The sequence below is a fragment of the Bradyrhizobium sp. DN3 genome, assembly GCF_041357655.1.
GTDB lineage: Bacteria > Pseudomonadota > Alphaproteobacteria > Rhizobiales > Xanthobacteraceae > Bradyrhizobium.
Map to the genome: position 1 here is coordinate 382,311 of NZ_JAULLN010000004.1, position 16,569 is coordinate 398,879.

Sequence of the window (16,569 nt, forward strand, 5' to 3'; positions counted from 1 at the left end):
GTGACATGCCGATGACGTTAGCGGGGTCGGGACAGGGGTGATGTGAGATGGGTCACGCGGTGCGGCGGGCCCTTCACCTCGCCCCGCTAGCGGGGTGGACGCGGGCCTTCGGTTCCATAAGGCCCGCGCTCAGAACCGGGAAAATACGGGACTCTATTGTAAATCTCACAAACCGCGTTCAATGGTGCTTTGCGAAAACGTGAATTGCGTTTTGACCGAAATCCCGTAGTTATTCGTACACGAACGAGTTGAGCCCCCGGCACCCTTACTGTGCATGGGGTTGTTTTCCGTTTTTTTGCAAGCCAGCTTCAGGACTGCCCAAAATGACAGAGCACAGCCTCTGGCGTTTCTCGCGCGCGTTGCACCGCGCGATCAACGACCGGCATTTCAGCGACCTCGAGGCCCTGATCGACGAGGATATCGAGTGGGCGCTGTACGGTCCGATCGACATGTTTCCATTCCTCGGCGCACGGCAGGGCAAGGACGCCGTGCTCGACGTCATCCGTCAGCTCGCCGACAATTTCCACGTGCGCCGCTTTGATCGCGAGAGCATCATGCTCGGCGTCGATTCCGCCGCCTCCATGCTGCGCTATTCGCTGACAGCGCTCGATTCCAACAAGCCGATCAGCTTGCGCGTCGCGCAGTTCGCCCAGTTCAGGGCGGGCAAGCTCGTCAGCATGCGCGTGCTGGTCGACACCTTCGACCTGGTCGAGCAGGCACTCGGCCGCGCCATTCATCTGCCGAAGATGAGCCGCGCCGGCTGAGGGGGATGCCAACGGGTCCCGCTGTTCGGGACTCATGACGACACTCACATGACGCCCTGGCCTCCAGCCCCGCCGGATGCGGCCGTGTCAGAAGCTCGTCATCGGGCGCGCGCCTGCCGCGCGGCCCGTTGGTTCGTCATTTCGCGGCGAGCCGTCACAATTTCGCGACGATGAATCAGCATGTTTCGCGCGGAATGGCGCGTGGCCGAATGCCGATATATATTATCGAAAAGCATGCGCTGGGGTTCGCGGGCAGGACGATGGAATTCTCGACAGGGTTGGGCTGGACCAGGCTGCCGTTGCTGGCGGCCACCTTCATCTTGGGCTCGGTGCTGACGGTCTCGGCGCAGATCATTCCGCCCACAGCGGCCGCGCCTGACGACGAGACCGAGACTGCGGCGACGGAGGCCCCCGACGTCAACGACCCCGATGTGCTCAAAGGCATCGACGTCGACAAGCTCGACTGGAGCCAGCTCGCGGTCGATGCCGGCACCGGCATCGACCCCATGGCCGCCAAGAAGCGCGCCCAGGCCGCGGCCAAGGATGGCCTGGACTGGTCGTCGAACCCCAAAGCGAACGGTTCCTCGGCGGTGACGGTGAAGCAATCCGTGTTCTCGTTCTGGGATACGCGGATCGGCGCCGACATGACGGTGACGAGCGAGCCGCGGACGATGTCCGAGCTGCTGGCGCAGAAAGCCACCAATGGCGGCAACCTGCCGCAATCCTCCGGCAGCGCCTGGGCCGCCGCGACCGCGCCGGGCGCGGGCTCGATCTGGGACAAAACCGCGGTGGAGGCCCGGGTCGATCCCGGCACTGAACAGAGCAAGATCGGGGCCTCGCTGACCAAGTCGGTCCCGCTGTCGGGCGACACGTCGCTGACGCTCCAGAACGGCTACAGCGTCAACCAGCAGGGCACGACGGCCGTCCCCGGCATCGGCGGCCACATCACCCGCAATTACGAGACCGACCAGACCGCCAAGGTCACCCTCACCGACACCGGAACCAGCATCACCGCCGGCCAGACGCTGTCGACCACCGACGACAAATGGCTGCGCAAGTTCGGCGCCGAGCAGAAGCTGTTCGACAACGTCACCGTCTCCGGCTCGGTCGGCGAGACCTCGCAAGGCACGATCAACAAGAGCCTGACGGCCGGGTTCAAGAAGAGCTGGTAGCTCTTTCGCCTCTCCCCGCCTGCGGGGAGAGGCCGGAATTTGTGATAGCAAATTCCGGGTGAGGGGGAGCCTCCGCGAGTCCAACTTTCACCGTGTTTGCGGCCACGCCCCTCACCCCTCCCTCTCCCCGCAAGAGCGGGGCGAGGGAGTCGACGACTGCTCGAACCGCAGCCATTCACACTCTCCTAACCATACGCCACGGCAAAACCCCCGAATGGTCCGCCCTTGCCGCATCTCGGCCCATTTGCGGTCAAAATCGGGCGTCCTAGTCGCCAAAACAGACGTCGTCGTGCGGGGGACACTCGCGCCGCGCTCAAACGCGAAAAGGGGAATAACGATGAACGCCATCCGTCCGGAAAAGACCGAAACCACCGAGACCGAGACCGTCGACAACAACCTCGCCGCCGTGACCGAGGTCGAGGCCGGCATCCGCGATTTCGTCCGCAACGACATCGCCTATCTGCGCCGGCCGGCGGCCACGACCGACGCGCCGCCGCTCGACGCGAGCGCGGAAGCCACCGTCAACAACGTCAACTCGCTGATCCAGCGCGTGGCCGGAACCTCGCTGGCCGAGATCGAGAATTTGATCTCCGAGCTCGAGAGCCTGCGCGACCTGCTCCATGCCGAAGGCCAGCGCGTCCAGCGCGAGATCTCCGGCTACGCCCAGCTCAGCCAGGCCGCGATGAAATCGACCCGCATGATCGCCGACAACGTTGCGCAGTGGAAGCGCGCCGCCGACGGCCTGCGCAACAGCTGATCGCAAGCACAGCTTCACGCGCCGCCGCGTTCCCGGAAGGGAGCGCGGCGGTTTTGATTCTGGGATGCGTGACGGGTGCTCACACGTTCCCCAATGAAGGTGTCATCGTCCGACTTGATCGGGCGATCCAGTATTCCAGAGACAGCAGTGATTGAACCGGGAGGCCGCGGCGTACTGGATGCCCCGGTCCTGCCAGGTCCAGCCGGGGCATGACAGCGGTGGATGTGGCGCGAACGGATGGCAGGGCAGCGGCGGCATGCGGCCACGCAGTCTACGCGCTCCACGCATACCCGCTTTGAACCCTCCGCCCCTCCCCGGCGACGAATGCCAAGCGCCCGCAGCCTTTTTCGGCCGGGCCGGGGGACATGTCATGGAAAGCATTCGGCCCGACAACACGGACCCTATATCGCTGCGGCCCGCGCCCAATCAGCTCGGCACGATCATGCTGCGCTTTGTCGGATTGCTGGCGGTTGCGATCGCGGTGCTGGCGTTCGTCTACAGCCGCTGACACGGGGCCGGACGCGGCCCCGACAATTCTACGAACTCTTACCGGGCGGCTTCCACGGTCGAGGCTTCCAGGGTGTAGCCGCCATCGGCATAGCCCTTCACCACCATGCCGGCGACCAGCATCACGGCCAGCGTCGCGGTCGCGAAGATGAATCCGACAAATTTGAGTGCGCCGCGATCTGCCATGGTCCTCGTCCCCTGTCTCTGCCCAATTCGTTTCAAATAGACAGCGACAGGTTCATAATTAGTTAGCAACTCGGTGGTTCCGCCAAACTGCTTCGCGGTAACCATGTTGCGCAGGCTTATGGCAGCCGCCCGGAATCGCGTCCATAGCGCGCGGGCAACACTCGCGCACTCAATTGGACCGTTCATCCTGGAACAGGTCTAACCAACCTTCCGCATCGGCACGAAGGCGGTGGCGGTGATCGAGTAGACCTCCTCGCCGCGCTGGTTGGTGCCGGTGGTGCGGGCCGTCAAAATGCCCCAGCCGGGACGCGAGGCGGAGCTGCGCTTGTCGATGACGACGCTGACGTAACTGACGGTGTCGCCGGCGAGCACCGGCCTGATCCAGCGCAGATCGCGAAAGCCCGGCGACGGGCCCCAGACCGCGACTTCCTCGCCGCGCGAGGCGGCCTCACGCGCCAGGCGCTGGCCGTCGGCGACAAGCAGGCTCATGCAAGCCGAGCCGACATGCCAACCGGAGGCGGCGAGCCCGCCGAACAGCGAATTCTTGCCTTCCTCCTCGTCGAGGTGGAAGCGCTGCGGGTCGAACTTCGCGGCGAAAGTCTTGATCGACTCCGCCGTGAACGTATAGGTGCCGATCTCGCGGCGCTGGCCGATCTCGATGTCCTCGAAGAACCGCATCAGAGCGCTCCCTCGCGCCGCTTGATCAGGATCGGCGAGGTCATCTCGGCGAGGGCCTGCCCCACCGCGTTGCGCGCGGTGCATTTGAACTTGACGATGCCGAGCTCCGGGCGGCTCTTCGAGGTGCGCGCCTCCACGACGTCGACGTCGAGCATGAGGTCGTCGCCGGGCCGGAGCGGAGACAACCAGCGCACCTCGTCGACGCCGGGCGAGCCGAGCGAAGCGGCGCGCGTGATAAAACCGTCGGCCATCATCCGCATCATCAGCGAACAGAGGTGCCAGCCCGAACCGGACAGGCCGCGCAGCATGCTTCTCGCCGCCGCCTCTTCATCGAGGTGCATCGGCTGCGGATCGAACTCGGCGGCAAAGGCCAAAATCTCGTCGCGGGTGACATGGCGCGGGCCGAACGTTCCGAACCGCCCGGGCGGGAAATCTTCGAAGGTCAGGGTCATCTTGGGATTGGTTCGTGGAAATGACAGATTGTGGCCGCACTTTGCGGCAATCTCAACCCGCGGGCCCGCATGGCTCGTGCTACATTCGGCGCAGCGGGGTTGGTCTTGAGTCGGATCAACCGGGGGTCGGGATCATTGAGCAAGGCCCAATTTGGCAAGGCCGCTTTGCCCTGGGGAGAGCGATGTTTTCATTCAGCGACCTGTTTCAATGGGACCGCTTCATCACACCGACGATCATCAAGACCTTCTACTGGCTGGTGATCGCGCTGATCTGCCTGTTCGGCCTCTCCGGCATCTTCTCCGGCTTGGCTGCGATGGCGATCAGTCCGTTCGGCGGCTTCCTTGTGCTGCTGTCGTCGATCGCGAGCGTCGTCGTCGGCGTGGTGTTCTCGCGCATCCTCGCCGAGCTGATCCTGATCGTCTTCCGCATCAACGAGCATCTCGGCGCGATCAGGGACCAGGGCAGCGGGACGCGGTGAGGACGGCGCAGGTGCCGTAGGGTGGGTTAGCCGAAAGCGTAACCCACCAACTTCGTTCGGCAAACGCGGAAGCATGGTGGGTTACGCCTTCGACTGCGCTTCGCGCAGCCGAGGGCTAACCCACCCTACGAATCTATCGAGATCTTACGTATTAAACCTGAAATGCATCACGTCGCCGTCGGCGACGACGTATTCCTTGCCTTCGAGCCGCAGCTTGCCGGCGTCGCGGGCGCCGGCTTCGCCGCCGAGGGCGACGTAGTCCTCATACGCGATGGTCTCGGCGCGAATGAAACCTTTCTCGAAGTCGGTGTGGATCACACCGGCCGCCGCCGGCGCCTTGGTGCCGCGATGGATGGTCCAGGCACGTGCTTCCTTCGGTCCCACCGTGAAATAGGTGATGAGGTCGAGCAGCGTGTAGCCGGCGCGGATCAGGCGGTCGAGACCGGCTTCCTCGAGACCCAGCGTCTCCAGGAAGTCAGCGCGTTCTTCACGCGAGATGGTCGCGATCTCCGACTCGATCTTGGCGGAGATGACGACGGCGACGGCGCCTTCCTTGGCGGCCTGCTCCTGCACGGCCTTGGAGAACGAATTGCCTGTTGCGGCCGAGCCTTCCTCGACGTTGCAGACGTAGAGCACGGGCTTTGATGAGAGCAGCCCCAGCATGGAGAAAGCGCGCTCCTCCTCGGCCTTGCGCTCGACGAGGCGGGCGGGCTTGCCTTCGCGCAGCAGCACCAGCGTGCGGTTGACGAGGTCGAGCTGCTCCTTGGCGTCCTTGTCGTTACCTTTGGCTTTCTTGGAGAGGTTGTCGACACGCTTCTCGAGGCTGTCGAGGTCGGCGAGCATCAACTCGGTCTCGATGGTCTCGATGTCGGCGAGCGGCGCGATCTTGCCCTCGACATGGGTAACGTCGGAATCCTCAAAGCAGCGCACGACATGTGCGATCGCGTCGACCTCGCGGATGTTGGCCAGGAACTGGTTGCCGAGGCCTTCGCCCTTGGAGGCGCCGCGCACGAGGCCGGCGATGTCGACGAAGGTCAATCGCGTCGGGATGATCTGCCCCGACTTGGCGATGGCCGCGAGCTTCTCCTGCCGCGGATCGGGCACGGCGACTTCGCCGACATTCGGCTCGATGGTGCAGAACGGATAGTTCGCGGCCTGCGCCGCGGCCGTCTCGGTCAGCGCATTGAACAAGGTCGATTTGCCGACATTGGGCAACCCGACAATCCCGCATTTGAATCCCACGAGCGTTATTCCTTGCCGTTCTCGTCCTTGGTCAAAAATCCCTTCGCCTGCATGGCGAGATGCACCCTGTTGGCGAAGGTCGCGTCCGTGCCCTTGGCGATCAGTGCCGCGTGCTCGGCAACCGCGTCGCACAGCGTCGCCACCCATTCGCTGTCGGCCTTGGCGAAGTCCGACAGCACGTGGCCATGCACCAGGTCCTTGATGCCGGGATGACCGATGCCGAGCCGCACCCGGCGATAGTCGTTGCCGATGTGGGCCGAGATCGAACGCAGGCCGTTGTGCCCGGCGATGCCGCCGCCGATCTTCACCCGCACCTTGCCCGGCGGCAGCTCAAGCTCGTCATGGAACACGGTGACGTCGCCAGGAGCGATCTTGAAGAAGCCTGCCGCCTCCTGCACGGCGCGGCCGGACTCGTTCATGTAGGTCATGGGCTTGAGCAGGATGACGCGCTCGGTGCCGAGCGCACCTTCCGAGGTCTCGCCCTGAAAGCGGCGGCGCCATGGCGCAAAGCCATGACGCCGCGCGATCTCGTCGACGGCCATGAAGCCGATATTGTGCCGGTTACGTGCGTATTTCGCGCCGGGATTGCCGAGCCCAACAAAGAGTCGCATGACGCGGCGCGCCCCTCGCTCGGCGCGCGATCAAGGATCGCGCGCCAGCTTTGAGAGATTACTTCTTCTTGTCGCCGCCGGCCGGAGCCTTGGCAGCCGCAGCCGGAGCAGCAGCGCCCGCAGCCGGAGCAGCCGCCGGAGCAGCAGCACCCGCGGCCGGAGCCGCACCACCCGCCGCAGCCGCAGCCGCCGCCTTCTGCTCTTCGGCGTAGCCCGACGGCGGGACGATGGTGACGAGGGTCGCGTCCTCGCGGGTCATCGCCTTCACACCGGCCGGCAGCTTGATGTCCGACAGATGCAGGGAGTGACCGATTTCGAGCGAGCCGACATCGGCCTCGATGTATTGCGGAATGCTCTCGACACCGCATTCGAGGTCGATCGCGTGGGCGACGATGTTGACGGTGCCGCCGCGCTTCACGCCGGGCGAGCCTTCCGCCTTCACCACGTGCAAGGGCACGCTGATGCGGATGGTGGCGCCTTCGCCGAGCCGCATGAAGTCGACATGGATCGGGAAGTCCCTGACCGGATCGAGGTGATAGTCGCGCGGAATCACGCGGTGCTTCTTGCCCTCGAGGTCGATGTCGACCAGCGTGGTCAGGAACCGGCCGGCGAGGATGCGCTGGCGCAAGTCGCGATCTTCAATCGAGATCGTCACCGGGGGCTGGTTGTTGCCGTAAATCACTCCGGGCACTCTGCCGGCGCGACGCTCAGCCCGGGCGGCCCCCTTGCCGCTCTTCGGACGTGCGGTCGCCTTCAATTCCTTGACGGTCGTCGCCATGTCGTTAAGTCCTTGTTTTTGCAAAAGTTAATGGGCCGCAGCGCGGCCCATGGCATAGTCCGCAGCAAGCCTCCAGGGGTGCGGGGGCCGCGGACGTGGCGGGCTTTTACCCGGAAGATGCGGAAATGACAAGGAGAATGGGCTGCCGGCCCGAGTTCCCACCCTCCCCCTCCAGGGGAGGATAAGAATAAGAAAGGATGCCCTTACGTCGGCGCGCTGCCCTTACGTCGGCGCGCCGCCGAGCTTGGCCTCCAACGCGGCGATCCTTGCCTTCAGCGCCTCGTTCTCCTCGCGGGCGAGGCGGGCCATGTCCTTGACCGCCTCGAACTCCTCGCGCTTGACCAGATCCATGTCGCGCAGGAATTTTTCGGCCTGGGTGCGCATCACCGTGTCGAACTCGCGCTTGACGCCTTGGGCGGCACCGGCGGCGTCATTCATCAGGCGGCCGATCTCGTCGAAAAACCGGTTGCTGGTCTGGGTCATGGCGGCCTCCGATAAACTTTGCGCGAACTCTGCGAAACACAATGGCAATCCGAAGGGAACGGTTCAAGGGCCGAGCGGGGGTATCCTTGTCATGCTCCGGTTTCCTTGCAATCGTACTCAACGTCCCTGCATAAGAAGAATCACAGGGCGTCTGCTGGCGCTCGATCGCCGCAATCTCGTCCAGACATAGAAGGCGCGATGCCCTTTTTGCTCATCGACTTCCCAGCCTTCAAGCCGATCGCGATCGAGATCGGTCCGTTCGCGATCCGCTGGTACGCGCTGGCCTATATCTGCGGCATCGTGTTCGGCTGGCTCTATGCGCGCTCGCTCCTGAAGAACCAGCGTCTGTGGGGCGGTCCCGCACCGATCTCACTGCTCCAGATCGACGACTTCATCCTCTGGGTCACGCTCGGCATCATCCTCGGCGGCCGCACCGGCTACGTCCTGTTCTACAATCTGCCTTTCTTCATCGACCATCCCGCCGCGATCTTCAAATTGTGGGAGGGCGGCATGTCCTTCCATGGCGGCTTCCTCGGCTGCGTCGTCGCGGTGATGTGGTTTGCCTATCGAGGCGGCATCTCGATCCTGTCGCTCGGCGACATCACCACCGCGGTCGCCCCGGTCGGGCTGCTGCTCGGACGCATCGCCAATTTCATCAATGGCGAATTGTGGGGCCGCGCCACCGATGCGAGCCTGCCTTGGGCGATGATCTTCCCGAACGATCCCACACAGCTGCCGCGCCATCCGAGCCAGCTCTATGAGGCCGGCATGGAGGGCATCCTGCTGTTCACGGTGCTCGCGATCATGATCCGCTTCGGTGCCCTGAAGCGGCCCGGCATGATCCTCGGCGCCTTCATCCTGATCTATGGCCTGACCCGGATCGCCGGCGAACACTTCCGCGAACCGGACGCACAGCTCGGCTTCCTCTGGGGCGGATTAACCATGGGCATGCTGTTGTCGATCCCGATGCTTATCGTCGGCGCCATACTTATTGTATGGGCGATCCGGCGCGGCGCGCCGAAGCCTCTCGAGGCCATTCGTTAAATCATTTCGAGAACATGGATCGTGACCGACTCGCCGCTACTCAACGAGATCAAGGCGCTGATCAAATCCTCAGGCCCGATGCCGGTCTGGCGCTACATGGAACTGTGCCTGATGCACCCGCGCTACGGCTATTACGTCTCGCGCGATCCGCTCGGGCGTGAGGGCGACTTCACCACCGCGCCCGAGGTCAGCCAGATGTTCGGCGAGCTCTTGGGGCTGTGGGCCGCCTCGGTGTGGAAGCAGATGGGCTCACCGCAATTTCTGCGGTTGATCGAGCTCGGCCCCGGCCGCGGCACCATGATGGCGGACGCGCTGCGCGCATTGCGCGTGCTGCCGCCGCTCTATCAGGCGCTCTATATCCACATGGTCGAGGTCAATCCGGTGCTGCGCGACCGGCAGAGCGCGACGCTGTCCGCCGTGCGCAACATCGCCTGGCACGACAGCATCGACGAGGTGCCGGAAGGCCCGAGCATCATCCTCGCCAATGAATATTTCGACGTGCTGCCGATCCATCAGATGGTCCGGCACGAGAACGGCTGGCACGAGCGCGTGATCGAGATCGATCCCAACGGCAAGCTTCAATTCGGCGCGGCGCCCGAGCCGACGCCGCGCTTCGACGTGCTGCTGCCGCCCTTGGTGCGTGCCGCGCCCATCGGCGCCGTGTTCGAATGGCGGCCCGATGGCGAGATCATGAAGCTTGCGACGCGCGTGCGCGACCAGGACGGCGCGGCGCTGATCGTCGACTACGGCCATTTGCGCAGCGACGCCGGCGACACCTTCCAGGCGATCGCGCGTCACAGCTTCACCGATCCCTTGAAGGCGCCGGGCCAGGCCGACGTCACCGCCCATGTCGACTTCCAGGCGCTGGCGCGTGCGGCCGAGGACGTCGGCGCGCGCGTGCACGGGCCGGTGACGCAAGGTGACTTCCTCAAGCGCGTCGGCATCGACACCCGCGCGGCGGCGCTGATGCAGAAGGCGACGCCCGAAGTCGCCACCGACATTTCGGTGGCGCTCAAGCGCCTGACCGATACCGGGCGCAGCGGCATGGGCTCGATGTTCAAGGTGCTCGGCATCTCCGAGCCGCGGCTATCTGGCCTTGCCGGCCTCAGCGATCTCGAACAGGCTGGAGAGGCCTCATGACGCTTGCTTCGTCGCTGCTGTCGGCCGTGCCCGGCCTGCGCCACGCCTTCTTCACCCGCGAAGGCGGCGTCTCCAGCGGCATCTATTCGGCGCTGAACGGCGGGCTCGGCTCGAACGACGATCAGACCCTCGTCGCGGAGAACCGCCGCCGCATGGCCGAACATGTCGGCGTCGCGCCGGAACGTTTCCTCAGCCTGTACCAGATCCATTCGCCCGACGTGCTCGTCGCAGATCGCGCGTGGCCGAGCGGGCCACGGCCGAAGGGCGATGCGCTCGTCACCAAGACACCGGGGATTGCGCTGGGCGTCTCCACCGCCGATTGCGGGCCGGTGCTGTTCGTCGATCCCAACGCACGCGTGATCGGCGGCGCCCATGCCGGCTGGAAGGGCGCGCTATCAGGCGTGCTGGAAGCAACGATCTCGGCGATGGAGAAACTCGGCGCTACCCGCGGCGGCATCATCGCCGCGATCGGCCCCTTGATCCGGCAGGAAAGTTACGAAGTCGGCAACGAGTTCGTGGCACGCTTCATCGAAGCCGACGCGGAGAACGCCATGTTCTTCATCCCGTCGGTGCGCGAGGGCCACGCGATGTTCGATCTCGCCGGCTTCATCCGCAAGCGGCTCGAATCCGCCGGCATCCTGATGATCGACGATCTCGGCCTCGACACCTACTCCGACGAGCGCTTCTTCAGCTACCGCCGCTCGGTGCATCGCAAGGAGCCGGACTACGGCCGCCACATTCACGCGATCGCGCTCGAAGCGTGAACACACCGGCAACATTAACGATCGTCATTCCGGGGCTCGCGAAGCGAGAACCCGGAATCCATCGTGCGGCAGATCACGCGGCGAAATGGATTCCGGGCTCGCGCCAGGTGGCGCGCCCCGGAATGACAGTGTGTTTGTGGCGCGCCCGCCCTAGACCTTAATCGATTTTAACGATATCGCTGCCCTCCATAATGAGGGAAGCGTCATCTTTTCCGCGCCGCGCGGGCTCGCGCGTGCTGGCGGTCATGCTGCTGGCGGCTGCGACCATGCTCGCCGGCTGCGCCGGCGGCAATGCGCCGAGCAATTCCTATGCGATGGCGCCGAGCGGTGGCAGCGGGGCAACGGTCGCCTTCGAATCGATCGATGGGCCACCGCCGCAGGTGTTCGACCGCATGGTCGGCGTGCTCGACAGCGAATCCAAGCTGCGCAGCCTGTCCGTGGTCTCCCGCGAGGGCACGGCCGCCTATCGCGTGCGCAGCTACCTCTCCGCCCAGGTCGTGCGCGGCAAGACCGTGATCGCCTGGGTTTGGGATGTCTACGACGCCAACCAGCAGCGGGCGCTGCGCCTCTCCGGCGAGGAACCGACCTCGGCGAAGGGTGGCCGCGATGCTGCCCGTGATCCTTGGGCGGCTGCCGACGACCTCGTGCTGCGCAAGATCGCCCAGGCCGGATTCAGCGGACTTTCCAACATGATCAACGGAACGCCGGATGCTCCGGGCCTGCGGGGACCGGCGGTGGCAGGCGAGATCCGGGAGGCGCCGGCGGCGGAGATGCCGGCCACGGCGCTCGGCTATGCCGAGCAATAACCCCCGCTAAACCACGGGCCCAAGTTACGGCCAAACCGTTGGCCCGACTCGGGATTTTCGAAGGGAAAACGTAGCATCCCGGGTTGCCATTTGAGCCCCCGGCCTGATATTTCCTCGCCCGTCGTAAACCGTGCTTCCAGTGGGTATTCGTAGGATGTTGAACGTCGTATCCAGCAAAGCGCGGGAGGAAGCGTCCATGTCGGCCAAAAACGGCTCCATCAAGCTCGTCGCCGGCAACTCCAATCCGGCTCTCGCTCAGGCCATTGCGCAAGGCCTCGACCTGCCGCTGACCAAGGCGGTGGTCCGGCGCTTTGCCGACATGGAGATCTTCGTCGAGATTCAGGAGAACGTCCGCGGCTCGGATGCGTTCATCATCCAGTCGACGTCCTTCCCGGCGAACGACCATCTGATGGAATTGCTGATCATCACCGACGCGCTGCGCCGCTCCTCGGCGCGCCGGATCACCGCGGTGCTGCCCTATTTCGGCTATGCCCGGCAGGACCGCAAATCGGGTTCGCGCACGCCGATCTCGGCCAAGCTCGTCGCCAATCTGATCATGCAGGCCGGCGTCGACCGCGTCATGACGCTCGACCTGCATGCCGGCCAGATCCAGGGCTTCTTCGACATCCCGACCGACAATCTCTACGCGGCCCCGCTGATGGTGCGCGACATCAAGGAGAAGTTCGACCTCTCCAAGGTGATGGTGATCTCGCCCGACGTCGGCGGCGTGGCCCGTGCGCGCGGCCTTGCCAAACGCATCAACACTCCACTCGCCATCGTCGACAAGCGCCGCGAGCGTCCGGGCGAGTCCGAGGTCATGAACGTGATCGGTGACGTCGCCGGCCACACCTGTATCCTCGTCGACGACATCGTCGATTCCGGCGGCACGCTGGTGAACGCAGCCGACGCGCTGATCGCCAAGGGTGCCAAGGACGTCTACGCCTACATCACCCACGGCGTGCTCTCCGGCGGCGCCGCCGCCCGCATCTCCGGCTCGAAGCTGAAGGAGCTGGTGATCACCGACTCGATCCTGCCGACCGATGCGGTGACCAAGGCGCCGAACATCCGCATGCTGCCGATCGCCAGCCTGATCTCGGATGCGATCGCGCGCACGGCGGCCGAAGAGTCGGTGTCGAGCCTGTTCGACTGATTTTTCTTCTTCGCCTCTCCCCGCGTGCGGGGAGAGGCCGGATTGCATCGCAGATGCGATCCGGGTGAGGGGGACTCTCCGCGAGTCCAACTCTCACCGTCCCCGCTGAGACTCCCCTCACCCCACCCTCTCCCCGCAAGCGGGGCGAGGGAGTGCGCGGTCCTTCCGCCCCTTACTACCCCACGATCCCCGCCGCGACCTGGCCGCGCAGGCGCTCGAGGCCGAGCAATGTCTCCGCACAGGCGGCCGCGACCTCCACGCCCTTGATCGCAAAATGCTTGCGGAAGAAGTCGTAGTGCACCTCGGTCTCGTGGAATTGCTGCGGCGTCAGCACCGCCGAGAACACCGGCACCTCGGTGCGCAGTTGCACGTCCATCAGCGCCTTGATCACTGTGTCGGCGACGAACTCATGGCGGTAGATGCCGCCATCGACGACGAGGCCGGCCGCGACGATCGCGGTGTAGCGCCGCGTCTTGGCGAGGACCTGTGCGTGCAGCGGGATCTCGAACGAGCCCGGCACCTCGAACACGTCGACATGGGTAAGGTGCCGCGCTTCTGCCTCCTTTAGGAAGGCGATGCGGGCCTCCGCGACCACGTCGCGGTGCCAGCAGGCCTGCACGAAGGCCACGCGCTGCGGCTTTGCGAAGCGTGGGTGTTCGGGCGCCGGATCCTGCGGAACCGGCGGTCGGGCGACTTCAGTTTCGACTTTGGCGCTTTGGACTTGGGGATCTTGCAACATCTGATTCATGGCTTTCCTCGGTTTAAGGACCAGAATCAGGGCACACGGAACGACAAACAGCCGCATCTTGCGATGCGTCTGCCACCGACCGTTCTCTTTCATCCGGACTTTGACCGTCGGCTTCGGAGTTGCACCGAATCTGCTGACCCTTCCCTTCAGTGAAATCCTTTTCAGGACAGAACCTGGGGGAAGGCGCTCGCGGGCTTGGGCCTTTCGGCCCTTACCGCCGGTGGGGACTTTCACCCCGCCCTGAGAACATCGGCCGTTCGGGATGAACGGCCTGAGGTGAAATATGCCGCCGGCGAGCCGTCGCGGCAAGCGCGTTCCGCATGGGCAAATCGCATGGTCCCATGCCGTCGCGGTGGGAGCGGCCCTCGCCGGACGGAATTAGCGATTGATCCCGGCCCCCCCGAATCCGATTCCGGTTTGTTCTGCTTCGTCCGGTTTTGCCTCGCCCCGTTAAGAATTGTGGCGGAGATGAGCTGTGGACGAAGGAGTCCTGGCTTGTGGACGGACTCGGGACCCCGTTGCGCAGATTCCGCAAATCACATCACTTGATCCGCGACAGGCCCGCGTTGATCCGAGGGGATCGCGAGAGCGACCCCAGAGATCGCCGTAGCGACGTTTAGGGAGCGCGCGCCGGGCCAACCGCGTGCGTATCAAAGACAACAAGAAGGCAAGAGGTCGAGACGGCATGTCCCTGCTCGAAGGCACTATCGATTCCAAGAACCATCCGCTCGCGGTGGTCGAGGATATCGCTGCCAGCAACAACTGGCCGTTCGAACGCTCCGGCGAAGACGAACTCACGATTGTCTCGAAGGGACAATGGACCGACTACCAGCTCTCCTTCACCTGGATGGGCGAGATCGAGGCGCTGCATCTGGCCTGCGCCTTCGACATGAAGATTCCGCCCGCACGGCGCGGCGAGGTGCAGCGGCTCGTCGCGGCGGTCAACGAGCAATTGTGGGTCGGCCATTTCGACCTCTGGACCAACACCGGCATGATCATGCACCGCCAGGCACTGGTGCTGCCGGGCGGCCTCACCGCCTCGACCGCGCAGTGCGAAGCCATGCTCGCCGGCGCCATCCACGCCTGCGAGCGTTACTTCCCGGCGTTCCAGTTCGTGGTGTGGGCCGGCAAGACCACCGCGCAAGCCATGGACGCGGCGATGTTCGACACGGTGGGCGAGGCGTAGGGCGCCTCTCGAGAAGTGAGGGAGGCGCCGCTCCCTCCTTCGTCGTCCTGGACCAGCGACGCCGGCGCGAAGCGCTGTCGTCGCGCCGATCCAGGACCCATACCGCGAGGTCTTTCCGCAGCTCGCGATGCTTGTTGCCCTGCCCTCCATCCACTAGAACCACTTGGGGTAATGGGTCCTGGCTTTCGCCAGGACGACGGATTTGGCAGCAGCGATGGCGAACAACACCCTTCAAAACATCACCGGCACCATCCTCCTCGCCGGCGCCGGCAAGATGGGCGGCGCGATGCTGACCGGGTGGCTGGCGGGCGGGCTCGATCCGCGCCGCGTCGCCGTGATCGATCCGCATGTCTCGCCCGAGATCGCCGCGCTTGCGGCCAAGGGCGTTGCGCTCAATCCCGACGTGACGACCGTCGGCACGATCGAGACGCTGGTCGTCGCGGTGAAGCCGCAGATGTTCCGCGAGGCCGGCGTCAAGCTGAAACCATTCGTTGCGGACAAGACGTCGGTGGTCTCGATCATGGCGGGCACCACGATCGCCTCGCTTCAGGACGTCTGCGGCGGCGCCGTGGTGCGCGCGATGCCGAACACGCCGGCCGCGATCGGCCGCGGCATCACCGTCGCCGTCGCCGCACCAGACGTCAGCTCGTCCCAGCGCGCGGTGGCCGATGCGCTGCTGCGCGCGACCGGCTCGGTGGAATGGGTCGAGGATGAAGGCCTGATGGACGCGGTGACCGCCGTCTCCGGCTCGGGCCCGGCCTATGTGTTCCTGCTCGCCGAGGAGCTCGCCCGCGCCGGCGTCGAGGCCGGATTGCCCGAGGCGCTGGCGACCAGGCTCGCGCGCGAAACCGTCGCCGGCTCCGGCGAGTTGCTGCACCAGTCCGAGCTTGCGTCCAGCACGCTGCGCCAGAACGTCACCTCGCCCGGCGGCACCACCGCTGCGGCCCTCGGCGTGCTGATGGGCGAGCCCGGCCTGCGGGACCTCATGATCCGCGCGATCGCGGCGGCGACGCAGCGGTCGAAGGAATTGGCGAAGTAAGCAGGTGTCGTAGGGTGGGCAAAGCGACAGCGTGCCCACCAACTTCATCGCGGTCCCGGAAAGATGGTGGGCACGGCGCTACGCGCCTTTGCCCACCCTACGACGTCGTGCCCGCGGCTAGCCGCTTGTTGAACATCTCGACATTGACGAGCCCGCGCGCGTGGCGGCCCTCGCCGAGCTTGCGGGCGCCCTCGAACGCCTCGACCTCGAAACGGATGACGCGGCGCTCGACCGCAATCACCTTCGCGGTGGTTCGCACCGTGGCACCGACGAGAGCGGCGGCGAGATGGCGGATGTCGACCTCGGTGCCGACGGTGACCCAGCCCGGCTGGAGCGCGGAGCGGATCGCATCGCCCGATGTCATCTCCATCTCGAGGATCATCATCGGCGTCGCATAGACCATGGGCATGCCGGGCACAAAATGCCCGACCGTGCGCTCCACTGGGACCACCAGCGAGCGCTCGGCGCTCATGCCGATTGTGATGAAGTCGCGTGCGTCCATCCTGCCTCAAACTCCGCTGTCGTCCCGGCCTAGTGCGCCATTGCGCACGAGGCCCGGCCGGCCGGTGTGCTTGTTGCTGCG

21 protein-coding genes and 1 riboswitch are annotated in these 16,569 nt (G+C 65.1%); of the genes, 12 read left to right on the forward strand and 9 right to left on the reverse strand.

Annotation, left to right across the window (positions count from 1 at the left end; genetic code table 11):
• Nucleotides 1-323: 323 nt before the first annotated feature.
• From AAE027_RS09115 to AAE027_RS09130, 4 genes are all read left to right on the forward strand, one after another.
• Entirely contained in the window at nt 324-764 is a 441-nt protein-coding gene (locus AAE027_RS09115) for a nuclear transport factor 2 family protein (RefSeq protein ID WP_370986292.1), read from the forward strand.
• 260 nt (nt 765-1,024) lie between these two features.
• On the forward strand, nt 1,025-1,936 hold the full coding sequence (locus AAE027_RS09120) for a hypothetical protein (RefSeq protein WP_370986293.1): 912 nt from the start codon (nt 1,025-1,027) through the stop codon (nt 1,934-1,936).
• A gap of 337 nt (nt 1,937-2,273) precedes the next feature.
• Nucleotides 2,274-2,693 (forward strand): hypothetical protein, encoded by a 420-nt coding sequence (locus AAE027_RS09125; RefSeq protein WP_091886700.1) that lies wholly within the window; start codon nt 2,274-2,276, stop codon nt 2,691-2,693.
• A 370-nt stretch (nt 2,694-3,063) separates the two neighbouring features.
• A complete protein-coding gene (locus AAE027_RS09130; RefSeq protein ID WP_164934668.1) occupies nt 3,064-3,201 on the forward strand; it encodes a hypothetical protein in 138 nt (45 codons plus the stop codon).
• Between the two features lie 38 nt (nt 3,202-3,239).
• Here AAE027_RS09130 and AAE027_RS09135 read toward each other — a convergent pair whose 3' ends face one another.
• The 3 genes from AAE027_RS09135 to AAE027_RS09145 all read right to left on the reverse strand — a co-directional run bounded on the left by AAE027_RS09135 (nt 3,240) and on the right by AAE027_RS09145 (nt 4,516).
• A complete protein-coding gene (locus tag AAE027_RS09135; protein WP_164934669.1) occupies nt 3,240-3,386 on the reverse strand; it encodes a hypothetical protein in 147 nt (48 codons plus the stop codon).
• 198 nt (nt 3,387-3,584) lie between these two features.
• Nucleotides 3,585-4,064, reverse strand: a complete 480-nt coding sequence (locus tag AAE027_RS09140) for a MaoC family dehydratase (protein ID WP_370986294.1) — start codon at nt 4,062-4,064, stop codon at nt 3,585-3,587.
• Nucleotides 4,064-4,516, reverse strand: coding sequence for a MaoC family dehydratase (locus tag AAE027_RS09145; protein WP_370986295.1), 453 nt, complete (start codon nt 4,514-4,516; stop codon nt 4,064-4,066). The genes AAE027_RS09140 and AAE027_RS09145 overlap by 1 nt, the downstream gene beginning before the upstream one ends.
• A gap of 182 nt (nt 4,517-4,698) precedes the next feature.
• On the opposite strand from AAE027_RS09145, the gene AAE027_RS09150 reads away from it, so the two are divergent.
• Nucleotides 4,699-4,995 (forward strand): DUF4282 domain-containing protein, encoded by a 297-nt coding sequence (locus tag AAE027_RS09150; RefSeq protein WP_091886710.1) that lies wholly within the window; start codon nt 4,699-4,701, stop codon nt 4,993-4,995.
• A gap of 144 nt (nt 4,996-5,139) precedes the next feature.
• Here AAE027_RS09150 and ychF read toward each other — a convergent pair whose 3' ends face one another.
• The 4 genes from ychF to AAE027_RS09170 all read right to left on the reverse strand — a co-directional run bounded on the left by ychF (nt 5,140) and on the right by AAE027_RS09170 (nt 8,109).
• A complete protein-coding gene (gene ychF, locus AAE027_RS09155) occupies nt 5,140-6,237 on the reverse strand; it encodes a redox-regulated ATPase YchF (RefSeq protein WP_091886713.1) in 1,098 nt (365 codons plus the stop codon).
• Between the two features lie 5 nt (nt 6,238-6,242).
• On the reverse strand, nt 6,243-6,848 hold the full coding sequence (gene pth / locus AAE027_RS09160; protein WP_370986296.1) for an aminoacyl-tRNA hydrolase: 606 nt from the start codon (nt 6,846-6,848) through the stop codon (nt 6,243-6,245).
• Nucleotides 6,849-6,906: 58 nt separating this feature from the next.
• Nucleotides 6,907-7,626, reverse strand: a complete 720-nt coding sequence (locus AAE027_RS09165; protein ID WP_091886720.1) for a 50S ribosomal protein L25/general stress protein Ctc — start codon at nt 7,624-7,626, stop codon at nt 6,907-6,909.
• A gap of 222 nt (nt 7,627-7,848) precedes the next feature.
• A complete protein-coding gene (locus AAE027_RS09170) occupies nt 7,849-8,109 on the reverse strand; it encodes an accessory factor UbiK family protein (RefSeq protein WP_370986297.1) in 261 nt (86 codons plus the stop codon).
• A 198-nt stretch (nt 8,110-8,307) separates the two neighbouring features.
• Here AAE027_RS09170 and lgt point away from each other — a divergent pair, with 198 nt between their 5' ends.
• The 5 genes from lgt to AAE027_RS09195 all read left to right on the forward strand — a co-directional run bounded on the left by lgt (nt 8,308) and on the right by AAE027_RS09195 (nt 13,013).
• Nucleotides 8,308-9,153, forward strand: coding sequence for a prolipoprotein diacylglyceryl transferase (lgt, locus tag AAE027_RS09175; protein WP_370986298.1), 846 nt, complete (start codon nt 8,308-8,310; stop codon nt 9,151-9,153).
• A gap of 21 nt (nt 9,154-9,174) precedes the next feature.
• Nucleotides 9,175-10,293: a class I SAM-dependent methyltransferase gene (locus AAE027_RS09180; protein ID WP_370986299.1), complete on the forward strand. Its 1,119-nt coding sequence runs from the start codon at nt 9,175-9,177 to the stop codon at nt 10,291-10,293.
• Nucleotides 10,290-11,057: a peptidoglycan editing factor PgeF gene (pgeF, locus tag AAE027_RS09185; RefSeq protein ID WP_370986300.1), complete on the forward strand. Its 768-nt coding sequence runs from the start codon at nt 10,290-10,292 to the stop codon at nt 11,055-11,057. The genes AAE027_RS09180 and pgeF overlap by 4 nt, the downstream gene beginning before the upstream one ends.
• Before the next feature lie 191 nt (nt 11,058-11,248).
• Nucleotides 11,249-11,863, forward strand: a complete 615-nt coding sequence (locus AAE027_RS09190; protein ID WP_370986301.1) for a hypothetical protein — start codon at nt 11,249-11,251, stop codon at nt 11,861-11,863.
• Nucleotides 11,864-12,059: 196 nt separating this feature from the next.
• Nucleotides 12,060-13,013 carry a ribose-phosphate pyrophosphokinase gene (locus tag AAE027_RS09195; RefSeq protein WP_370986302.1) on the forward strand — a complete coding sequence of 318 codons (954 nt, stop codon included), beginning with the start codon at nt 12,060-12,062 and terminating at the stop codon, nt 13,011-13,013.
• Between the two features lie 175 nt (nt 13,014-13,188).
• Here AAE027_RS09195 and AAE027_RS09200 read toward each other — a convergent pair whose 3' ends face one another.
• Nucleotides 13,189-13,761 (reverse strand): 6,7-dimethyl-8-ribityllumazine synthase, encoded by a 573-nt coding sequence (locus tag AAE027_RS09200; RefSeq protein WP_370986303.1) that lies wholly within the window; start codon nt 13,759-13,761, stop codon nt 13,189-13,191.
• Between the two features lie 77 nt (nt 13,762-13,838).
• Nucleotides 13,839-14,013, reverse strand: a riboswitch (FMN riboswitch).
• Nucleotides 14,014-14,446: 433 nt separating this feature from the next.
• On the opposite strand from AAE027_RS09200, the gene AAE027_RS09205 reads away from it, so the two are divergent.
• Together AAE027_RS09205 and proC are read left to right on the forward strand one after the other, a co-directional pair.
• The gene (locus AAE027_RS09205; protein WP_091886743.1) at nt 14,447-14,947 is read left to right on the forward strand and encodes a type III secretion system chaperone family protein; all 501 of its coding nucleotides are present in this window, start codon (nt 14,447-14,449) and stop codon (nt 14,945-14,947) included.
• A gap of 214 nt (nt 14,948-15,161) precedes the next feature.
• A complete protein-coding gene (proC, locus tag AAE027_RS09210) occupies nt 15,162-15,986 on the forward strand; it encodes a pyrroline-5-carboxylate reductase (RefSeq protein ID WP_370986304.1) in 825 nt (274 codons plus the stop codon).
• A gap of 97 nt (nt 15,987-16,083) precedes the next feature.
• On the opposite strand, the gene AAE027_RS09215 is transcribed toward proC, so the two are convergent.
• The gene (locus AAE027_RS09215) at nt 16,084-16,488 is read right to left on the reverse strand and encodes a thioesterase family protein (RefSeq protein ID WP_370986305.1); all 405 of its coding nucleotides are present in this window, start codon (nt 16,486-16,488) and stop codon (nt 16,084-16,086) included.
• Nucleotides 16,489-16,569 lie beyond the last annotated feature (81 nt).